We start from the raw sequence: 16,515 nt of genomic DNA, 5'->3' as shown, positions 1-16,515 counted from the left end.
CGGCGCGGACGGGGTACTCGGCCCGCATGACCGAGAACCCGCATGTCAGCGGCTCGTACTGGCTCCGGACCGCGCCCGGCCCGGAGCGCCCGGCACTGGTCGACGATCTCACGGTGGACGTGGCGGTCATCGGCGCCGGGATCGCGGGGCTGAGCACGGCGTGGGAGCTCGCGCGGGCCGGCCGGCAGGTGGCGGTGCTGGAGGCCGACCGGGTCGCGGCCGGCGTCACCGGGCACACCACCGCCAAACTCACCGCCCTGCACACCCTGATCTACGACAAGCTGCGGCGCACCCGCGGCCCCGAGGGGGCCCGGTTGTACGCCCGCTCGCAGACCGAGGCGGTCGAGCGGGCCGCGGAGATCGCGGACGAGCTCGGCGTGGACTGCGACTGGGAGCGCCGGAGCGCCTTCACGTACGCCCGTGACCCGGAGCGTGAGCAGGAGCTGCGGGCCGAGGCGAGGGCGGCGCACGAGGCGGGACTTCCGGCGTCGTTCGTGACGGAGACCGGGCTGCCGTTCCCGGTGGCGGGCGCGGTGAAGGTCACCGGGCAGGCCCAGTTCCATCCGCGCAAGTATCTGCTGGCCCTCACCGAGGACCTGGTGGCGCGGGGCGCGCACGTGTACGAGCACACCACCGTGGTCGGGCTGGAGGAGGGCGAGCCGTGCCGGCTGACCACCGACACGGGGGCACGGGTGACCGCCCGGGACGTGGTGGTCGCCACGCACTACCCGGTCTTCGACCGGTCCCTGCTGTTCACCCGGCTCTCCCCGCGCCGCGAGCTGGTCGTCGCCGGGACCATGGCCGCCGACCGCGACCCGGAGGGCATGTACATCACACCGGACGAGGGCACCCGCTCGGTCCGTACGGCACCCTCCGACGGGGCCGGGGAGCGCCTGCTGGTGGTCACCGGGGAGCACTTCACGCCCGGCACCGGCGACACCCGCACGCGCTTCGAGCACCTGGCCGACTGGGCCGCCGAGCACTTCACCGGCGTCACCCTCACCCACGCCTGGGCCACCCAGGACAACGACCCCACGGACACCGTCCCGCTGGTCGGCCCGATGCACCCGGGCGCCCGCCACACGTACGTCGCCACCGGCTTCGGCGGCTGGGGAATGAGCGGCGGGATCATGGCGGGCCGCCTGCTCACCGCGTTGATCTCGGGCGAGGAGTGCGCGTGGAGCGAGCTGTACGACCCGCGCCGACTGCGCTCGACGGTGCGCGAGGCCCCCTCGTTCCTCAAGACGCAGGCAGAGGTCGCCCGCCACTTCGTCGGTGACCGGCTGCGGCCCTCGCCGCCGGTCGAGGCCCTGCCGCCCGGCGAGGGCGCCGTCGTCCGCACCGAGGGCGGTCGGCTGGCGGTCTACCGAGACGAGGCCGGCCACCTGCACGCCCTCTCCGCGCGCTGCACCCATCTGGGCTGCCTGGTCGCCTTCAACGCCGCCGAGCGCGCCTGGGAGTGCCCCTGCCACGGCTCCCGCTTCGACACCGACGGCAAGGTGGTCCAGGGGCCGGCGGTCCGGCCGTTGGAGCAGCGGGAGATCTGAGCGGGGCAGGGGTGCGTGCGGCCGCCCTACGCTGGAGGCATGAGCGAGGAGTACCGCACGATCAGCGACGACGGGAAGCCGCCGCTGACTGACGGCCCGCCGTACGCGGAATGCGTGCTGTGCCGGGAGCCGACGGAGTACCCGGAGTCGTACAAGGGGATCACGCTGTGTCCGGTGTGCGAGTGGCAGGAAGCGCAGCGCACGGCCTGTTCGGGGTGATCCCCTTCATCTCCGTGCTCCTCGTGCTCCCTGTGCTCCCCGCGCCCCCGTGCTCTCCGGTGCCCTCAGGGTGACCTGCGGGAGGTGAGCGCGCAGGCCGTCGCGGTGGCGGCGGCCGCGAGCAGGGCGGCCCCGGCGAGCGGCAGCAGGGGCAGCTCGACGGTGCCGGAGCGGGAGCCGGTGACCAGGCCGTCGACCGCCGCCTGCGCCGGGGAGCCGGACACCACCAGCGCCAGCAGTGCCGCGAGCAGCAGCGCGGGGACCGCCCGGCCGGTCGAACGCAGCAGGGGCCGGCTGGTGAGCGCGCCGACGGCCGTGCCGAGCAGGGCGCAGGCCAGCGCGGCGAGCAGCCCGGCCGCGCCCGCCGGGAGCAACGGCACCCGGGTCTGGTGGTCGGAGCTCGCCGGGTCGCTGATCCAGGTGACGATCACCGTCGCGACCGCGCCGAGCAGTGCCGACGCTCCCAGCGCCACCAGCAGCCGGCCCAGGTGCGCCCGCCCGGGCCCGGTCGCCGCGGCCACGCAGTGGCCGGCCGCCACCGGCTCGCCCGTGACGCAGATCCGCACCAGCCAGGCGGCGACGGGCAGCAGCGCGGCGGCCGTGTACCCGAGGGAGTCGAGTACCGGCTGGCCGCCCTGCACCCCCACGCCCAGGAACGCGGCGTACAGGATGAAGGGCGGCAGCCACCGCTGGGAGCGGACGAGGAGGGCGGCCTGGTAGCGGAGGAGGGCGGTCACCTGGGGTCTTCCTGGCCGTGGGGGTGGGCGTCGGTGGGGGCGTCGGCGCGGGTCACGGCGCGCACGTGCCACGGCGGGTGGGCCGTGAGCAGGTGCCGGAGCAGCACGTCCGAGTGGGACGCGGGGACGCTGAGGCGGTAGGTGCCCGGGACGGTCTCCTCGGCGGACGTGACCGTGACGGCGGGGAGCTGTGCGCCGGGCGGGCCTTGCGCTTCGACGACGACCTGCGGACCGGACGGCGACGTCGCCTGTTCCGTACGGCGTTCGAGGGTGCCGTCGTGGACGTGGTATGCGGCGTCGGGCACGCCCGCCAGGCGGCGCGGGTCATGGTCGACGAACACCACGGCCCCGCCGGCGGCGGTGCGTTCGGCCACGGCCCGCTCCAGTTCGGCCCGGGCGTCGGTGTCCAGTCCGGTCCACGCCTCGTCGAGGACGAGCAGTTCGGGTTCGGCGAGCAGGGCCTGGGCTACGGCGACCTTCTGGCTGCTGCCCTTCGACAGGTGGGGCATCGGGGTGCGGGCGTAGGCTGCCGCGCCGAACCGGTCGAGCCACTCGTCGGCGGCCCGTGCGGCGGCGGTGCGGCTCAGGCCGTGCACGGTGCCGAGGTGGGTGAGGTAGCCGGACGGAGTGAAGGGCAGGGCCGACGGGAAGCGTTCGGGCACGTAGGCCGTTCGGGGGCGGCCGGTGACGCGGCCCGTGGTGGGGGCGTCGATCCTCGCCAGGAGGCGCAGCAGGGTGGACTTGCCGGTGCCGTTGGTTCCCTCGATCCGTACGAGTTCGCCCGGGGCGAGGGTCAGGTCGATGCCGCGCAGCACCCAGGAACCGCTCAGGCCGTAGCGGCGGCCCACGTTCTCCAGCCGTAACGCGTTCTGCATGGGGGACATCATGTCGCGCGCGCCGGCGGTTGGCAGACTGGTTCCGTGAGTGAAGATGCGACGTCGAGCGACGACAGCCCTTTCCGGTCCGACCCCAGCGCACGGGACCAAGCGCCGCAGTTCGTGCTGCCGCTGGTCGTCCGCATCGAGCGGGACGCTCCTCCGGCCCGTACCGACGCCCTGGAGACCGCGGCCCGGGCCGTGCTCCTGATGCTGGCCGACGAGCGGTCGGTCGGCGAGGGCGAGTGGGCGCGGGCGATGCGGGACTGGCAGGACGCGCGGATCCGCAAGGTGGTGCGGCGGGCCCGGGGGGCCGAGTGGCGGCGGGCGGTGGCGTTGCCCGGGATCACCGTGGCCGGGAAGTCGGCGGAGGTGCGGGTCTTCCCGCCGGTGCCGCTCGACGGGTGGCCCAAGGACCTGGCCCGGCTCCAGGTGTCCGGCACCGACCTGGACGATCCGGAGCCGCCGGTGGCCGCGGACCCGTCGGGGCCCGTGCTCTGGCTGAACCCGGAGCTGGACATGTCGGCCGGGAAGGCGATGGCGCAGGCCGGTCACGGGGCCCAACTCGCGTGGTGGGACCTGTCGCAGGAGGAGCGGGCCGGGTGGCGGGACGCGGGGTTCCCCCTCGCCGTACGGGCCGCGGACCCTGGCCGCTGGGGTGAACTGACCACGAGCGGGCTGCCGTTGGTGCGGGACGCCGGGTTCACCGAGATCGCGCCCGGGTCCTGCACGGTCGTCGCGGACCATCCGGCGTTGCGTTGAATCCTCACCTCCCTGAAGGGAGGTGATTCCTGGCTCAGGCCGCCTCCTGGAGCAGCGCTCCAGGAGGTCTTCCGCCCTCGGCACCAGCCGGGTTGAGACCAGCCCGGACGAGCATCACGCGTGCGGAGTTCTTGTCCCGCGGGGACACGCTTCCGCATGCGGTGCAGGTGTAGGTGCGCTCACCCAGCGGCTGGGGGTCCCCCCACGCCCTTGAGGCAGTGGGGGAGCGATGCTTGGCTCTCGCATCGCAGTGCGCGCAGTCCATCGTGGTGTGCGCGGGGTGTACAAGACGGATGTCCCGCCCGTGCTTGCGGCCCATTTCGATCAGGGCCGTCTTGGTGGCGCCGATGGCGGCGTCAGCGGCCTTGCGGGCCATGGTGGTTTTGGCGAGGAACTTCGGGCGGAAGTCCTCCACAGCGATGGCGTCGTGGTCGCGGACCACTTTCTTGGCCCACTTACGGCCGGTGTCCTCGCGCTGCCTGGCGACCTTCTTGTACGCCTTCGCCCGCAGCTTCTTCGCCTCGCGATAGCCCTTCGACGCCGGTTGTCCCTTCTTCGGCCTGCGGCGGGCCATCATCCGGTCGTACCGGCTCAGCTTCTTCTGCGCCTTCTGGCCGTATCCGGCGTGCGGCAGGTCGTGCGCGTCGGACGTGGTGGTCGCCGTCTCCTTCACACCCCAGTCCACACCAAGCACGCGGCCCGTCTCCGGCAGCGGCTGGACCTGGGCGGGCACGACGAACGAGGCGTACCAGTGCCCGAGGCTGTCCTGATACACGCGCACCGAGGACGGCTCCCCCGGCAGGTTCCGCGACCACACCACGGTCAGGACGATGCCGCCTGCCAAGTGCAGCCGGGCGTCCTTCAACCGGAACCCGCGCTTGGTGTAGTTGAGGGACGGCAGCGCCTCGCGCCTGGTCTTCCACTTCGGCATCCCCGCCCGGCGCGACATGGGCAGGCGCTCGCGGATGTCCTTGCACGCCTTGGCACGGGAGCGGCCGAAGTCGCGGATGATCTGCTGCTGAGGGACCGACGAGCCCTCACGCAGCCACGGCGTTGTCTTCCGGGCCTCGGTCAGCATTTTGTCGAGCAGCGCCGGGCCACACGTCTGGTTCGCTCCGGCCGCCTTGTTGCGCAGGTACACGGCCCTGGACTTGGCCACGCATTCGTTCCACACCCAGCGGCATCGGTCCCACTCCGCCGCCAGGGCGATGCGAGCGGTGGACGACACGCGCAACCGGAAGGTGTACCGGGCATGCCCACCCTCCGCAGCCACCCCCGCCTGCGCCATCTCGCCCCCTCACCGTGTCCCGGCCAGGACGACATGCCGCCCCGAACCCTGCGAAGGACCATACGTACGACCGCCGCACACACGTCCCCCGATCCCACACCCACCACCCCGACCAGCGATCACAGGCACACGCGTTCGCATCACCACGGCAATACCGACAGCGGTACCGGCGCTCCGCGCCTGAACCGGATACAGCGCTACGCCCCGCGTCGCGACACCCGGATGCCATTCCTCCCCGGCGTGAACACCGTGGCCTCCTCGCAAGAAACAGGGGAGCTTCCGTGGCAGGACCGCGATCGGCTTCCACCTCGTCGACTACGTCGTGCACGCCTGGGACGTGGCCGCGAGCCTCGGCACCGGCCTCGACCTGCCGGACGAGGTACTCGGCGCCGCGCTCGCCGTCGCCCGGCTCGTCCCCACGGCCCCGGCGGCACGCGCTCCGGGGTCCGCGTTCGCCGCCGCGCTGGACGTGCCGGAGGGGGCGGCACCGCTGACGGAGACGCTTCGGCTGCTGGGGCGGGCGCCGGAGCGTTGGCCAAGGGTTGTTTGAACGCCCTGGCCGTCCCGACCGTACCTTCTGACGCCGGCCGCGCCCGGCGCGCTCGACTCGGGACCGGTCCGAAGCGAACCTCAAATGTTGCTCTGAACGCGGACGCCCAGCGGTTCGAGTCCGCGCGCCCGGGCCATACCCACGTCATGCCGAAGGAGCGTCGAAGGGGACGACTCGAGGGAGACGACTCAGCGGGTTCAAGGTGCGGCCGGGCGTAGGAGGAGACGATGGAGCGACTGGGGACGGGCATCGGGTGGCGACCGGAGATCGCGGACGCCGTGGAGCGCATGCCGGGCATCGACTGGGTCGAGGTCGTGGCGGAGAACACCTGCCCCGGCCACCTGCCGCAGTCCCTGCTGCGGCTGCGTGAGCGCGGGGTCACCGTCGTCCCGCACGGCGTCTCGCTCGGCCTCGGCGGCGCCGACCGCCCCGACCCGGGACGACTGACCGCCCTCGCCGAGCGGGCCCAGGCACTGGGCTCACCGCTGGTCACCGAGCACATCGCGTTCGTCCGGGCGGGCGGCACCCTGACGGCCTCCCCCGGCCTGGAGGCGGGCCATCTGCTGCCGGTACCGCGCACCCGCGACGCCCTGGACGTGTTGTGCGAGAACGTCCGCATCGCCCAGGACGCACTGCCGGTACCGCTCGCCGTCGAGAACATCGCCGCCCTGATCTCCTGGCCCGGCGAGGAGCTGACCGAGGGGCAGTTCCTGTACGAACTGGCCGACCGCACCGGGGTGCGCCTGCTCATCGATGTGGCGAACCTGCACACCAACCACGTCAACCGCGGCGAGGACCCGGCCGAGGCGCTGGCCGACCTCCCCCTGGAGGCCATCGCGTACGTCCATGTCGCGGGTGGCTTCGAACGCGACGGAGTCTGGCACGACAGCCACGCCCACCCGGTCCCCCGCCCGGTCCTCGACATCCTGACCGACCTCGCGTCCCGGGTCCGCCCGCCGGGCGTCCTGCTGGAACGCGACGAGAACTTCCCCGAACCGGCCGAGCTGGAGGGGGAGTTGGAGGCGATCCGGGAGGCACTGGAGAAAGGCGGCGCGCTGCCCGCCGGATCCCGGACCGACGCCACCCGGCCTGCCGACGCGACGACCACACCGGCTCCGGCTGCGGCTCCGGCGCCGCCGTCCCCGGCCGACGACCTCGCCCGCCAGCGGCTCGCCCTCGCACAGACGGCGCTGCTGTCCGCGCTGGTCGCCGGTACGCCCGTCCCGGAGGGGTTCGACCGGGTACGCCTCGGCGTCCAGGCCCGCGCGCTCGGCGGGAAGCGGGCGGACGTCGTGGCGAAGGTCGCCCCCGAACTCCCGGCCATCCTCGGCCCCGGCTACCGCCCGGCCTTCCTCGCCTACGCCCACGGCCACCCGATGACGGACGGCTACCGCCGCGACGCCCTGGACTTCGCCGAGCAGGTGCTGCTCGCCGGGCAGCCGGAGGACCCGACGGCACGACGGCACCTGCGGGAGTGGTGGCTGGACCGGTCGGGCCCGGCACCGCGCTCGCAGCGCCCGACGGCGCGGCTGGCTCGCGCCACGCGACGGGTCCTGCTGCGTCGCTGACCACAGCCCGCGGCCGAACCGGTGACCGACCGACCCCGTCCAGCCACGTGGCCCGCACGACCTACGCCAACTCGGCCTCCCCCACTAAGCGCGGGCCCCCCGGGTCGGCCCCGCAGGTGTGCCAGGGTTAACACTCCTGACAACCATCCGAGCCAGGACGCCCGCTTCACGGCGCTTCGCCCCTATACGTCCCCCACTACCCTTCTCCCATTCATCCCGACTCGCCCTTGATGCAACCTTCCTCCCCCGTACGGCAGTTGACGTAGACCGCGCAGTAACATGTCAACCCCGCACCTGAAACCCACTAGCGTGCGGTGCCGCAACAGGAGGCACCATGCGACCCCGTCCCCCCGTCAACGGCAGAGGCATCTTCACCGGCACCGGCATCATCATCGTCGGTCTGATCGCGACCTTCGTGGCGCTGATCTTCCCGCTCTGGTCGTACGACGACCAGCCCGCCACCGGCGTGGACGTACTGAACGCCGAGACCGTGTCGACGGTGTACGGGCCGCTGTCCGCTCTCGACCGGGACTTCGTCACGAAGGTCCGACTGGCCGGCCTGTGGGAGCTGCCCGCCGGTCAGCAGGCGCAGCAGAAGGGCACGACTCAGGCCGTACGAACGGCGGGCACGCACCTGGTCGAGGGGCACACGTTCCTGGACGAGCGGGTCCGGGACGTGGCCACCCAGCTCGGCCTGGAGCTGCCCAACGAGCCGACCGAGCAGCAGAAGCAGTGGCTCGCGACCCTGAACACCGCCCAAGGCGTCGACTACGACCGCCATTTCGCCAACATCCTGCGGCTGGCGCACGGCAAGGTCTTCTCAGTCGTCGCCCAGGTAAGGGCCGCCACCCGCAACTCGCTCGTCCGTGCCCTCGCCGACGACGCCAACACGACCGTGCTGGACCACATCAAGGTCCTGGAGGCCACCGGGTACGTCGACTTCGACGCCCTGGCCCGGGACATGGCGGCCGCGAGCACTCCCCCGGTCACCGGCTCCCCGACCCCGCCCGGCCCGATCACCGGCCCCGGCCCGGTCGTCCCGGTGACCCCGTCACCCTCCCCGACGTATCCGCTCCCGCCTCCCGCCTCCAACCCGCCGCCACCGGCACCCGAGACCTCCTGACCCGGGCGTCCGCCGGAAACTGGCGGGCACAGCGGTGCCGCGACGGGGGCGTACGGGGGTATCGGGCCCGACACCGGCCGGGTGGTGCTTGCCTTCGCCAACAGCCGGGCGAAACATCCCTTTGTTGCTGTCGTGCACCGAAGGGACACCTATGCGAGCGCCCGCCCTCTACTCGGCTGCCGCGACCTTGCTGCTGACCACGCTCGCCGCGGCCCCGGCCGGCGGCGCCTCCGGGGCGCCGGGCGCGGCCGAGCTGCGTGGCACGGCGGTGGCCGCCGCCCGGGCCGGGGCGAGGGGCGTCGACTTCGGCGCCTGCCCCGCCGCGGAGGACCTGCCGGGCACCGTACGGTGCGGCACCGTGTCCGTGCCGCTCGACTACGCCCGGCCCGACGGCCCGCAGATCGAACTGACCGTGAGCCGGGTGCCGGCCACCCACAAGGACCCGAACAACAGCAAGCGCCGGGTGCCCCGGCAGGGCTCCCTGGTCTTCAACCCGGGCGGACCCGGCGGTTCCGGCATGTACTTCCCGCTGATCGGCGTGCTCCCCGAGTGGAAACGGCTCGCGGCGGCGTACGACCTGGTGGGCTACGCCCCGCGCGGGGTGGGCCGGTCCGCGCCCCTGTCCTGCCAGGAACCCAAGACCTTCCTCGAAGCGCCCACACAGGCGCCGACGCATCCCTCGGAGTCGTACAAGAAGGAACGCGTCGCACGGGCGAAGGCGTACGCGGCTGACTGCGCGCGGCGCGCCGGTGACGCGCTGCGGCACTACACCTCCCTCAACAACGCCCGCGACCTGGACGTCCTGCGCGCCGCGCTCGGCGAGTCGAGGCTGACGTTCATGGGTGCGTCGTACGGCACCTACCTGGGGGCGGTGTACGCGACCCTCTTCCCCTCACACGTACGGCGGATGGTGTTCGACGCGGCGGTGAACCCGGACCCCGAGCAGATCTGGTACCGAAACAACCTCGACCAGTCGGCCGCGTTCGAGGACCGCTGGCAGGACTTCCGGGACTGGGTCGCCCGGCACGACGACGTGTACGGGCTGGGCGACACGGCGGACGACGTGCTGCGCAGCTACGAGAAGGCCGCGGCCCAGCTGGCCGTGAAGCCGGCGGGCGGGACGGTCGGCCCCGGGCAGCTGCGCGAGGCGTTCCTGTCGGCCGGGTACTACGACGACTACTGGCCGCACCGCGCGCAGGCGCTGTCGGCTTATCTGAAGGGCGACCCGCAGCCGCTGATCGAGCAGGCCCAGCCGTACCCGGAGACGGCGGCCGACGCGGAGAACGCGCACGCGGTGTACACGGCCGTCGAGTGCAACGACGCGCCCTGGCCCACCCAGTGGGAGGTGTGGGACCGGGACAGCACCCGGCTCGCGCGGGTGGCGCCCTTCGAGACCTGGGACAACGTGTGGACGAACCTGCCCTGCGCGTACTGGCCCGCGCCGCGTCAGCGGCCCCTCGATGTGCGTACCGGCCCCGGTGAGGTGCCGGGGACGCTGATCCTGGCGGCCGAGCGGGACGCCGCCGCACCCTATGAGGGGGCGCTGGAACTGCGTCGGCGGTTGTCGGGGTCGGTGCTGGTGACGGAGCGGGACGCGGGCACCCACGGGATCGCGGGCGGGCCGAACCCGTGCGTCAACGGGCACGTGGACGCCTACCTGCTGGAAGGGCGGCTTCCGGGGCGGCGCGCCGCCTGTGCGCCGCACCCGGAGCCGGAATCACGTCAGGCGAGCCCGGCGACCAAGTCGGCCACCGACTTGCGGCGGCCCGTGTAGAACGGGACCTCTTCGCGGACGTGCATCCGGGCCTCGGAGGCACGCAGGTGGCGCATGAGGTCGACGATGCGGTACAGCTCGTCGGCCTCGAAGGCGAGGATCCACTCGTAGTCGCCGAGGGAGAACGAGGCGACCGTGTTGGCGCGCACGTCCGGGTAGCCGCGGGCCATCTTGCCGTGGTCGGCGAGCATCCGGCGGCGGTCCTCGTCGGGCAGCAGGTACCAGTCGTAGGAGCGCACGAAGGGGTAGACGCTGACGTAGTCGCGGGGCGACTCGTCGGCGAGGAACGCCGGGATGTGCGCGCGGTTGAACTCGGCGGGGCGGTGCAGCGCCATGTTCGACCACACCGGTGTGAGGGCGCGGCCCAGCCTGGTGCGGCGGAAGAGGTTGTACGCCTCCTGGAGCTGGTCGCTGGTCTCCGCGTGCCACCAGATCATGAGGTCGGCGTCGGCGCGCAGACCGGACACGTCGTAGGTGCCGCGGATCGTCACGTCCTTGGCGGTGAGCTGGTCGAACAGCTCCTGGACCTCGTCGGCGTAACCCGCGCGGTCGTCGGGAAGCACGTCCTTCAGCTGGAAGACGGACCAGAGGGTGTAGCGGATGGTCTCGTTGAGGTCCTTGGCCAGCTTGCCCTTGTTCGGGACCCTGCCGGACTCGGTGGTGGGGGCGTCGTCGCTCATGGCTCTCATTCTCCCGCGCCGCCGTGCAGACTCTGCACCGGGTTGGCGGTGAGCTCCCGCGCCGCGCTGAGGTCGCCGCCGATCTGGTCCACCGCCGCGTACGCGCTCGCGATGCAGGCCGGGATGCCGACGCCGTCGTACTGGGCGCCGCACACGGCGAGCCCCGGCAGCTTGCCGATGTGTTCGCGGATCCGGGCCACCCGCGCGTGGTGGCCGACCGGGTACTGGGGCAGGCCGTCGGTCCAGCGGACGACGCGGGTCTCCACGGGAGCGGCGTCCAGGCCGGTCGCCTCGCGCAGGTCGTGCCGGGAGACGGCGACGAGGTCGGCGTCCTCGCGCTCCAGGATCGCCGTCTCGCCGTACCGGCCGACGGAGGTGCGCAGGACGAGCAGGTCCGGGTTCTCCTCGGCGATCCAGCCCCACTTCTGGGAGGCGAACGTCGACGCCTTGATGGTGTGTCCGTCGACGGGCGGGACGAGGAAGCCGCTGCCCTCGGGGAGGGTGACGTCCGCGCGGCGGTAGGCGAGGGTGACCAGCGCCATGGAGGCGTACTCGACGGCGGTGAGCTCGGTGGCGGCCGCGGGTGACTCGGTGCGCAGCAGAGCGGCGGCGACCGGAGCGGGGGCGGCGACGATCACCGCGTCGGCGTGCCGGACCCGGTCACCGGCGACCACCCGCCAGCCGCCGGACGCCTCCCGGCGCAGCTCGGTCACCGGCGACCCGGTCACGATGTCACCGCCGCGCTCGCGCACCGACTCGGCCACCGCGAGCGGCAACGAGCCGACTCCGCCCGCGATGCCCATGAACACCGGTCCGGTCTGCTGGTTCGCCGCGGCCTTCGCCTGGATCTCGCGGACGGCCGCCGTCAGGGAGTCGTGCGTGCTCGCGGCCTGGAAGAGCTGCGGGACGGCCGAGCGCATCGAGATGCGGTACGCGTCGCCCGCGTAGACCCCGCCGAGCAGCGGCTCCACGAGACGGTCGACGACCTCGCGGCCCAGCCGCGCCGCCACGTACTCCCCGACCGCCACGTCCTCGCCGACCTCCGTGCGGGGCAGGTCGGCGTCCTGCCCGATACGGGCGAGACCCTCGTCGGACAGCACGCCGGTCAGGGCGTCGGCGGTGCCGGGGACACCCATCACATGGCCCTTGGGCATCGGGCGCAGGACGCCGCGGGTCCACAGCGAGGCCGTCGCGGTGGCGGGCGGCTGGAGGCGGTCGGTCAGGCCCACCTCGCGGGCGAGGGCGACGGCCTCGGGGCGGCGGGCGAGCATCGACTCGGCGCCGAAGTCGACACGGGCGCCCGCGATCTCGCCGGGCAGCAGCTTGCCGCCGACGCGGTCCGAGGCCTCCAGCACGGTCACCCGCGTCCCCCGTCGCAGCAGCCGGTGGGCGGCGGCCAGCCCCGCGATCCCGGCTCCGACGACGATGACATGCCCGGTGCCCGTACCCGTTGCGCTCATGTGCCCACCTTCTCAGACGCCACTGACACCCCGGCGCCGGGCCGGTGTCCTTCACGAGTCCCGACCGTGACCGCATCGGGACCGTTCCCCTCCAACGTCTGGGCCCGCTCCGGCGTCGAAGGAGCGTCAGTCGTCACAACCCCCGGGGGTAGCCCGCATGCGCGCACGACGTTCCGTACGACCCGTTCAGGTCCTGGCCCCTCTCCTGCTGGCCGCGGCCCTCGCGCTGACCGGCTGCAGTGCCGACGGCGGTGATGCCGGCAGCACGGCGGCCGACAGGCCCGCCGCGCGGAGCGACGCGAAGGAGGCCGCACCGGGTGGCGCGGCCGGCTCCGGTGACGCCCGCGGGACGGGTGGCGCCAAGGCGACCGCGCCCGTCAAGGTCACCAGCCACATCATCCGTACCGCGTCGCTGACCGTGCGGGTCAAGGACGTACCGAAGGCCCTCGACGAGGCACGCGGCACCGTCGAGAACGCGGGCGGCTACGTCGGCGACGAGTCCACCAGCCGGGACCAGGACGGCCACGAACGCACCCGGGTGGTGCTGCGGGTGCCCGTCGACCGGTACGACACGGTCCTCGACGCGCTCCAGGGCACCGGCAAGCTCCTCGAACGCACGGCGAAGGCGCAGGACGTCACCGATCAGGTCGTCGACGTGGACAGCCGTATCGCCTCGCAGCGTGCCAGCGTGGCGCGGGTGCGTGAACTGATGGACCAGGCGACCAAGCTCAGTGACGTGGTGACGCTGGAGGGCGAGCTGAGCAGGCGGGAATCCGACCTGGAGGCGCTGCTGGCCCAGCAGTCGTCCCTGAAGGACCGCACCAGCCTGGCGACCATCACCCTGTCCCTGTCCGAGACGCCGGTGAAGAAGGCAGCCCACGAGGACGACGACCCGGGGTTCGTGGACGCGCTGGCGGGCGGCTGGGACGCGTTCCTGACGATGCTGCGCTGGCTGGCCGTGGTGATCGGGGCGGTGCTGCCGTTCCTGGCGGTGGCCGCGCTGATCGTCCTGGCATGGCTGCGGTTGATCCGGCCCCGGCTGCCGCACCGCCCCGCCACCGCGCCCGCGACGACAGCGCTGGGCCCGCTGCCGACGGCCCGGCAGGCGCCCGAGCCGACCCGCCCGCGGGAGGGCGGCGAGGAGAACTGAGCCGCCGCGAGGGAGCGCTTCACGGGACTGAAATGCCCTGCCCACGTAGCGTGTTCGTATGAGCATGAGCCGTACGAAGCGTGGGTCGGAGCGTCTGGTCGTGATCGGCGGGGACGCCGCGGGGATGTCCGCGGCGTCGCAGGCCCGTCGGATGAAGGGCCCGGACGAGTTGGAGATCGTGGCGTTCGAGCGCGGCCACTTCACCTCCTACTCGGCGTGCGGGATCCCGTACTGGGTGGGCGGTGACGTCTCCGACCGGGACCAGCTGATCGCCCGGACGCCCGAGGAGCACCGGGCACGCGACATCGACCTGCGGATGCGCACCGAGGTCACCGAGATCGACGTGGCCGCGGGGCGGGTCCGCGCGCGTGACGTCGATTCCGGGGCCGAGTCCTGGACGTCGTACGACAAACTCGTGATCGCCACCGGTGCCCGCCCGGTGAGGCCGGATCTGCCGGGCATGGACGCGCCCGGGGTGCACGGCGTGCAGACCCTCGGCGACGGCCAGGCGCTCATCGACACGCTGGCCGGGACGCGTGGCCGTAGGGCGGTCGTGGTCGGCGCGGGCTACATCGGCGTCGAGATGGCCGAGGCGCTCATCAACCGCGGCTACGAGGTGACGGTCGTCAACCGGGGCCGGGAGCCGATGTCCACGCTCGACCCGGACATGGGCCGGCTGGTGCACGAGGCGATGGCGGGCCTGGGGATCACCATGGTCGACGACGCCGAGGTCACCAAGGTCCTCACGGGCGACGACGGCCGGGTGCGGGCGGTGGCCACGCAGGACGCCGAGTACCCGGCGGACGTGGTGGTGCTCGGCATCGGGGTGCGCCCCGAGACGGGGCTCGCCGCGGCGGCGGGGCTGCCGCTGGGCGCCCACGGCGGCCTGCTGACCGACCTGGCGATGCGGGTCCGCGGCCACGAGAACATCTGGGCGGGCGGCGACTGCGTGGAGGTCCTCGACCTGGTGTCGGGCCAGCTGCGGCACATCGCACTGGGCACCCACGCCAACAAGCACGGCCAGGTCATCGGCACCAACGCGGGCGGCGGCTATGCCACGTTCCCGGGCGTGGTCGGCACGGCGGTCAGCAAAGTGTGCGACCTGGAGATCGCCCGTACGGGCCTGCGGGAGAAGGACGCCCGCAGGGTGGGCCTGCGGTTCGAGTCGGTCACCATCGAGTCGACCAGCCGCGCGGGCTACTACCCCGACGCCGCCCCCATGACGGTGAAGATGCTCGCCGAGCGCCGCACGGGACGGCTGCTCGGCGTGCAGATCGTCGGCCGGGAGGGCGCGGGCAAACGGGTCGACATCGCCGCGGTGGCCCTGACCGCCGGTATGACGGTGGAGCAGATGACAGCCCTGGACCTGGGCTACGCCCCTCCGTTCTCCCCCGTCTGGGACCCGGTCCTGGTGGCGGCCCGCAAGGCAGCCGTGAAAGTGCGGGCCTCCTGAAACGACCCCTACGCGGTCCCGTTGATCCTCTCGATCGCCTGCCGCGCCTGGTCGGCCGGCGGCCTCGACGGCAGCGACGACACGGAGGCACTGCTGGTCATGGGCGCCGGCTGCTCCCCCGCCGGCTTCGCGTGGGCCGCCGACCGGGCCGACCTGAGCCGGTGGCTCACCGCCTCGTCGAGGGTCACCGGCCGCTGCATCTGCGCGGCCAGCCGCCCCGCGTCCTGGCCGAGCCGTGCCACGTCCTCCCAGGGCAGTCGCAGCACCAGCGAGATCTCCGCCTCGCCGTCGGGCGTGGCGTGCATAGGAGGAGTAACTCGGTCGTTCATCGCCTGTTCCTCACGTCGTCCCCGCGACCCGCCTTCCCCGTGCCGCGGGCGGTTGAGGAGACATACGCACCCGATGACGGCGGCGTTCACCGATTCGCGGCCCACATCCGGGGCACTACTTCCTTGTGGTCATCCCCGTCCATGACGTGAACCCCGTGCGCCGCACCCCCTGGGTGACATACGCGCTGATCGCCGCGAACGTCCTCGTCTTCCTGTTCATGCCCGGTCTCTCCGGTTCCGTGGCGGGCGACAGCAGCCTGTCCCAGCTCTGTCACCTCCAGGCGTTCCTGGACCACTACGCGGCCGTGCCACAGGAACTGATCCACCATCAGCTGCCGCGGCTGGTGCCCACCGGCGACGTCGGCATGGGGGCGCGGGGCGCGGGCTGCGTGGTGGGTCCGCCGACGTACGACAAGTCGCCGCCCCTCAGCGTCCTCACGGCGATGTTCCTGCACGGCAGCTGGCTGCACCTGCTGGGCAACATGCTGTTCCTGCTGATCTTCGGCAACAACGTCGAGGACCGCATGGGCCATGTGCGGTACGCGCTCTTCTACGTCGTCTGCGGCTACGCGGCGTCGTACGGCTTCGCGCTGTTCAACGCCGACTCGGCCGACCCCCTGATCGGCGCCTCGGGAGCCATCGCCGGGGTGCTCGGGGCCTACCTGGTGCTGTATCCGAAGGCCAGGGTGTGGGTGCTGGTGCCGTTCCTGGTCTTCCTGCCGTTGCGGCTGCCGGCCTGGCTGGTGCTGGGCTTCTGGTTCGCGCTGCAGGCGGTGTACTCGTCCGGCGAGGGCGTCTCCGCCGCGGGCACGGTGGCGTACGCGGCGCACGTCGTCGGTTTCCTCGCGGGAATGCTGCTGGCCTGGCCGTTGAAGCCGGGGACGCCCCCGCCGCCGGAACCGCGCGGCCTGCTGTTCGGCAGGCGGGCGCGGCCCCGGCACACGTGGTGAGCGCCTGCTAGTGCCGTGGCAGGCAACGTTTGCGCGACGGGGCGAACGTT

The 16,515-nt window shown here is 73.0% G+C and carries 16 protein-coding genes; 10 read left to right on the top strand and 6 right to left on the bottom strand.

The window, feature by feature from the left end; translation table 11 throughout:
• Nucleotides 1-26 precede the first annotated feature (26 nt).
• Both ACFYRY_RS27565 and ACFYRY_RS27560 read left to right on the top strand, forming a co-directional pair.
• Nucleotides 27-1,547 carry an FAD-dependent oxidoreductase gene (locus tag ACFYRY_RS27565; RefSeq protein WP_389151054.1) on the top strand — a complete coding sequence of 507 codons (1,521 nt, stop codon included), beginning with the start codon at nt 27-29 and terminating at the stop codon, nt 1,545-1,547.
• Between the two features lie 39 nt (nt 1,548-1,586).
• The gene (locus ACFYRY_RS27560) at nt 1,587-1,766 is read left to right on the top strand and encodes a hypothetical protein (RefSeq protein ID WP_389151051.1); all 180 of its coding nucleotides are present in this window, start codon (nt 1,587-1,589) and stop codon (nt 1,764-1,766) included.
• Nucleotides 1,767-1,831: 65 nt separating this feature from the next.
• Here ACFYRY_RS27560 and ACFYRY_RS27555 read toward each other — a convergent pair whose 3' ends face one another.
• Both ACFYRY_RS27555 and ACFYRY_RS27550 read right to left on the bottom strand, forming a co-directional pair.
• Nucleotides 1,832-2,503 (bottom strand): ABC transporter, encoded by a 672-nt coding sequence (locus ACFYRY_RS27555; protein WP_389151048.1) that lies wholly within the window; start codon nt 2,501-2,503, stop codon nt 1,832-1,834.
• Nucleotides 2,500-3,378: an ATP-binding cassette domain-containing protein gene (locus ACFYRY_RS27550; RefSeq protein ID WP_389151044.1), complete on the bottom strand. Its 879-nt coding sequence runs from the start codon at nt 3,376-3,378 to the stop codon at nt 2,500-2,502. Before ACFYRY_RS27550 ends, ACFYRY_RS27555 begins: the two co-directional genes overlap by 4 nt.
• Before the next feature lie 45 nt (nt 3,379-3,423).
• Between ACFYRY_RS27550 and ACFYRY_RS27545 the strand changes: the two genes are divergently transcribed.
• Nucleotides 3,424-4,140, top strand: coding sequence for a peptidyl-tRNA hydrolase (locus tag ACFYRY_RS27545; RefSeq protein ID WP_389151041.1), 717 nt, complete (start codon nt 3,424-3,426; stop codon nt 4,138-4,140).
• Nucleotides 4,141-4,174: 34 nt separating this feature from the next.
• Here ACFYRY_RS27545 and ACFYRY_RS27540 read toward each other — a convergent pair whose 3' ends face one another.
• On the bottom strand, nt 4,175-5,428 hold the full coding sequence (locus tag ACFYRY_RS27540; RefSeq protein WP_389151038.1) for an RNA-guided endonuclease InsQ/TnpB family protein: 1,254 nt from the start codon (nt 5,426-5,428) through the stop codon (nt 4,175-4,177).
• Nucleotides 5,429-5,765: 337 nt separating this feature from the next.
• Here ACFYRY_RS27540 and ACFYRY_RS27535 point away from each other — a divergent pair, with 337 nt between their 5' ends.
• The 4 genes from ACFYRY_RS27535 to ACFYRY_RS27520 all read left to right on the top strand — a co-directional run bounded on the left by ACFYRY_RS27535 (nt 5,766) and on the right by ACFYRY_RS27520 (nt 10,443).
• Nucleotides 5,766-5,978 carry a hypothetical protein gene (locus tag ACFYRY_RS27535; RefSeq protein ID WP_389151035.1) on the top strand — a complete coding sequence of 71 codons (213 nt, stop codon included), beginning with the start codon at nt 5,766-5,768 and terminating at the stop codon, nt 5,976-5,978.
• Nucleotides 5,979-6,205: 227 nt separating this feature from the next.
• Nucleotides 6,206-7,546, top strand: coding sequence for a DUF692 domain-containing protein (locus tag ACFYRY_RS27530; protein WP_389151032.1), 1,341 nt, complete (start codon nt 6,206-6,208; stop codon nt 7,544-7,546).
• 334 nt (nt 7,547-7,880) lie between these two features.
• Complete coding sequence (locus ACFYRY_RS27525) at nt 7,881-8,669, top strand: DUF4142 domain-containing protein (RefSeq protein WP_389151029.1); 789 nt, start codon at nt 7,881-7,883, stop codon at nt 8,667-8,669.
• A gap of 151 nt (nt 8,670-8,820) precedes the next feature.
• Nucleotides 8,821-10,443 (top strand): alpha/beta hydrolase, encoded by a 1,623-nt coding sequence (locus ACFYRY_RS27520; protein WP_389151026.1) that lies wholly within the window; start codon nt 8,821-8,823, stop codon nt 10,441-10,443.
• On the opposite strand, the gene hemQ is transcribed toward ACFYRY_RS27520, so the two are convergent.
• Nucleotides 10,392-11,123, bottom strand: a complete 732-nt coding sequence (gene hemQ, locus ACFYRY_RS27515; protein WP_389151023.1) for a hydrogen peroxide-dependent heme synthase — start codon at nt 11,121-11,123, stop codon at nt 10,392-10,394. The genes ACFYRY_RS27520 and hemQ overlap by 52 nt on opposite strands.
• Before the next feature lie 5 nt (nt 11,124-11,128).
• A complete protein-coding gene (hemG, locus tag ACFYRY_RS27510; protein WP_389151021.1) occupies nt 11,129-12,583 on the bottom strand; it encodes a protoporphyrinogen oxidase in 1,455 nt (484 codons plus the stop codon).
• Nucleotides 12,584-12,740: 157 nt separating this feature from the next.
• Here hemG and ACFYRY_RS27505 point away from each other — a divergent pair, with 157 nt between their 5' ends.
• Both ACFYRY_RS27505 and ACFYRY_RS27500 read left to right on the top strand, forming a co-directional pair.
• A complete protein-coding gene (locus ACFYRY_RS27505; RefSeq protein WP_389151018.1) occupies nt 12,741-13,733 on the top strand; it encodes a DUF4349 domain-containing protein in 993 nt (330 codons plus the stop codon).
• Between the two features lie 58 nt (nt 13,734-13,791).
• The gene (locus ACFYRY_RS27500; protein WP_389151015.1) at nt 13,792-15,186 is read left to right on the top strand and encodes an FAD-dependent oxidoreductase; all 1,395 of its coding nucleotides are present in this window, start codon (nt 13,792-13,794) and stop codon (nt 15,184-15,186) included.
• An 8-nt stretch (nt 15,187-15,194) separates the two neighbouring features.
• Here the strand turns inward: ACFYRY_RS27500 and ACFYRY_RS27495 are convergent, their stop codons facing one another.
• Nucleotides 15,195-15,515 (bottom strand): hypothetical protein, encoded by a 321-nt coding sequence (locus tag ACFYRY_RS27495; RefSeq protein WP_389151012.1) that lies wholly within the window; start codon nt 15,513-15,515, stop codon nt 15,195-15,197.
• Nucleotides 15,516-15,640: 125 nt separating this feature from the next.
• Between ACFYRY_RS27495 and ACFYRY_RS27490 the strand changes: the two genes are divergently transcribed.
• The gene (locus ACFYRY_RS27490) at nt 15,641-16,465 is read left to right on the top strand and encodes a rhomboid family intramembrane serine protease (protein WP_389151009.1); all 825 of its coding nucleotides are present in this window, start codon (nt 15,641-15,643) and stop codon (nt 16,463-16,465) included.
• Nucleotides 16,466-16,515 lie beyond the last annotated feature (50 nt).

Source organism: Streptomyces sp. NPDC005263, assembly GCF_042872365.1.
Lineage (GTDB): Bacteria > Actinomycetota > Actinomycetes > Streptomycetales > Streptomycetaceae > Streptomyces.
This window is presented reverse-complemented; position numbering and strand designations above follow the sequence as displayed.

What these genes read in the sequence shown, in the direction of transcription:
- hemQ (WP_389151023.1), bottom strand. Translation starts at nt 11,123, where the DNA reads ATGAGCGACGACGCCCCCACCACCGAGTCCGGCAGGGTCCCGAACAAG.
- ACFYRY_RS27495 (WP_389151012.1), bottom strand. Translation starts at nt 15,515, where the DNA reads ATGAACGACCGAGTTACTCCTCCTATGCACGCCACGCCCGACGGCGAG.
- hemG (WP_389151021.1), bottom strand. Translation starts at nt 12,583, where the DNA reads ATGAGCGCAACGGGTACGGGCACCGGGCATGTCATCGTCGTCGGAGCC.
- ACFYRY_RS27540 (WP_389151038.1), bottom strand. Translation starts at nt 5,428, where the DNA reads ATGGCGCAGGCGGGGGTGGCTGCGGAGGGTGGGCATGCCCGGTACACC.
- ACFYRY_RS27500 (WP_389151015.1), top strand. Translation starts at nt 13,792, where the DNA reads ATGAGCATGAGCCGTACGAAGCGTGGGTCGGAGCGTCTGGTCGTGATC.
- ACFYRY_RS27520 (WP_389151026.1), top strand. Translation starts at nt 8,821, where the DNA reads ATGCGAGCGCCCGCCCTCTACTCGGCTGCCGCGACCTTGCTGCTGACC.
- ACFYRY_RS27565 (WP_389151054.1), top strand. Translation starts at nt 27, where the DNA reads ATGACCGAGAACCCGCATGTCAGCGGCTCGTACTGGCTCCGGACCGCG.
- ACFYRY_RS27560 (WP_389151051.1), top strand. Translation starts at nt 1,587, where the DNA reads ATGAGCGAGGAGTACCGCACGATCAGCGACGACGGGAAGCCGCCGCTG.
- ACFYRY_RS27505 (WP_389151018.1), top strand. Translation starts at nt 12,741, where the DNA reads ATGCGCGCACGACGTTCCGTACGACCCGTTCAGGTCCTGGCCCCTCTC.
- ACFYRY_RS27525 (WP_389151029.1), top strand. Translation starts at nt 7,881, where the DNA reads ATGCGACCCCGTCCCCCCGTCAACGGCAGAGGCATCTTCACCGGCACC.
- ACFYRY_RS27550 (WP_389151044.1), bottom strand. Translation starts at nt 3,378, where the DNA reads ATGCAGAACGCGTTACGGCTGGAGAACGTGGGCCGCCGCTACGGCCTG.
- ACFYRY_RS27530 (WP_389151032.1), top strand. Translation starts at nt 6,206, where the DNA reads ATGGAGCGACTGGGGACGGGCATCGGGTGGCGACCGGAGATCGCGGAC.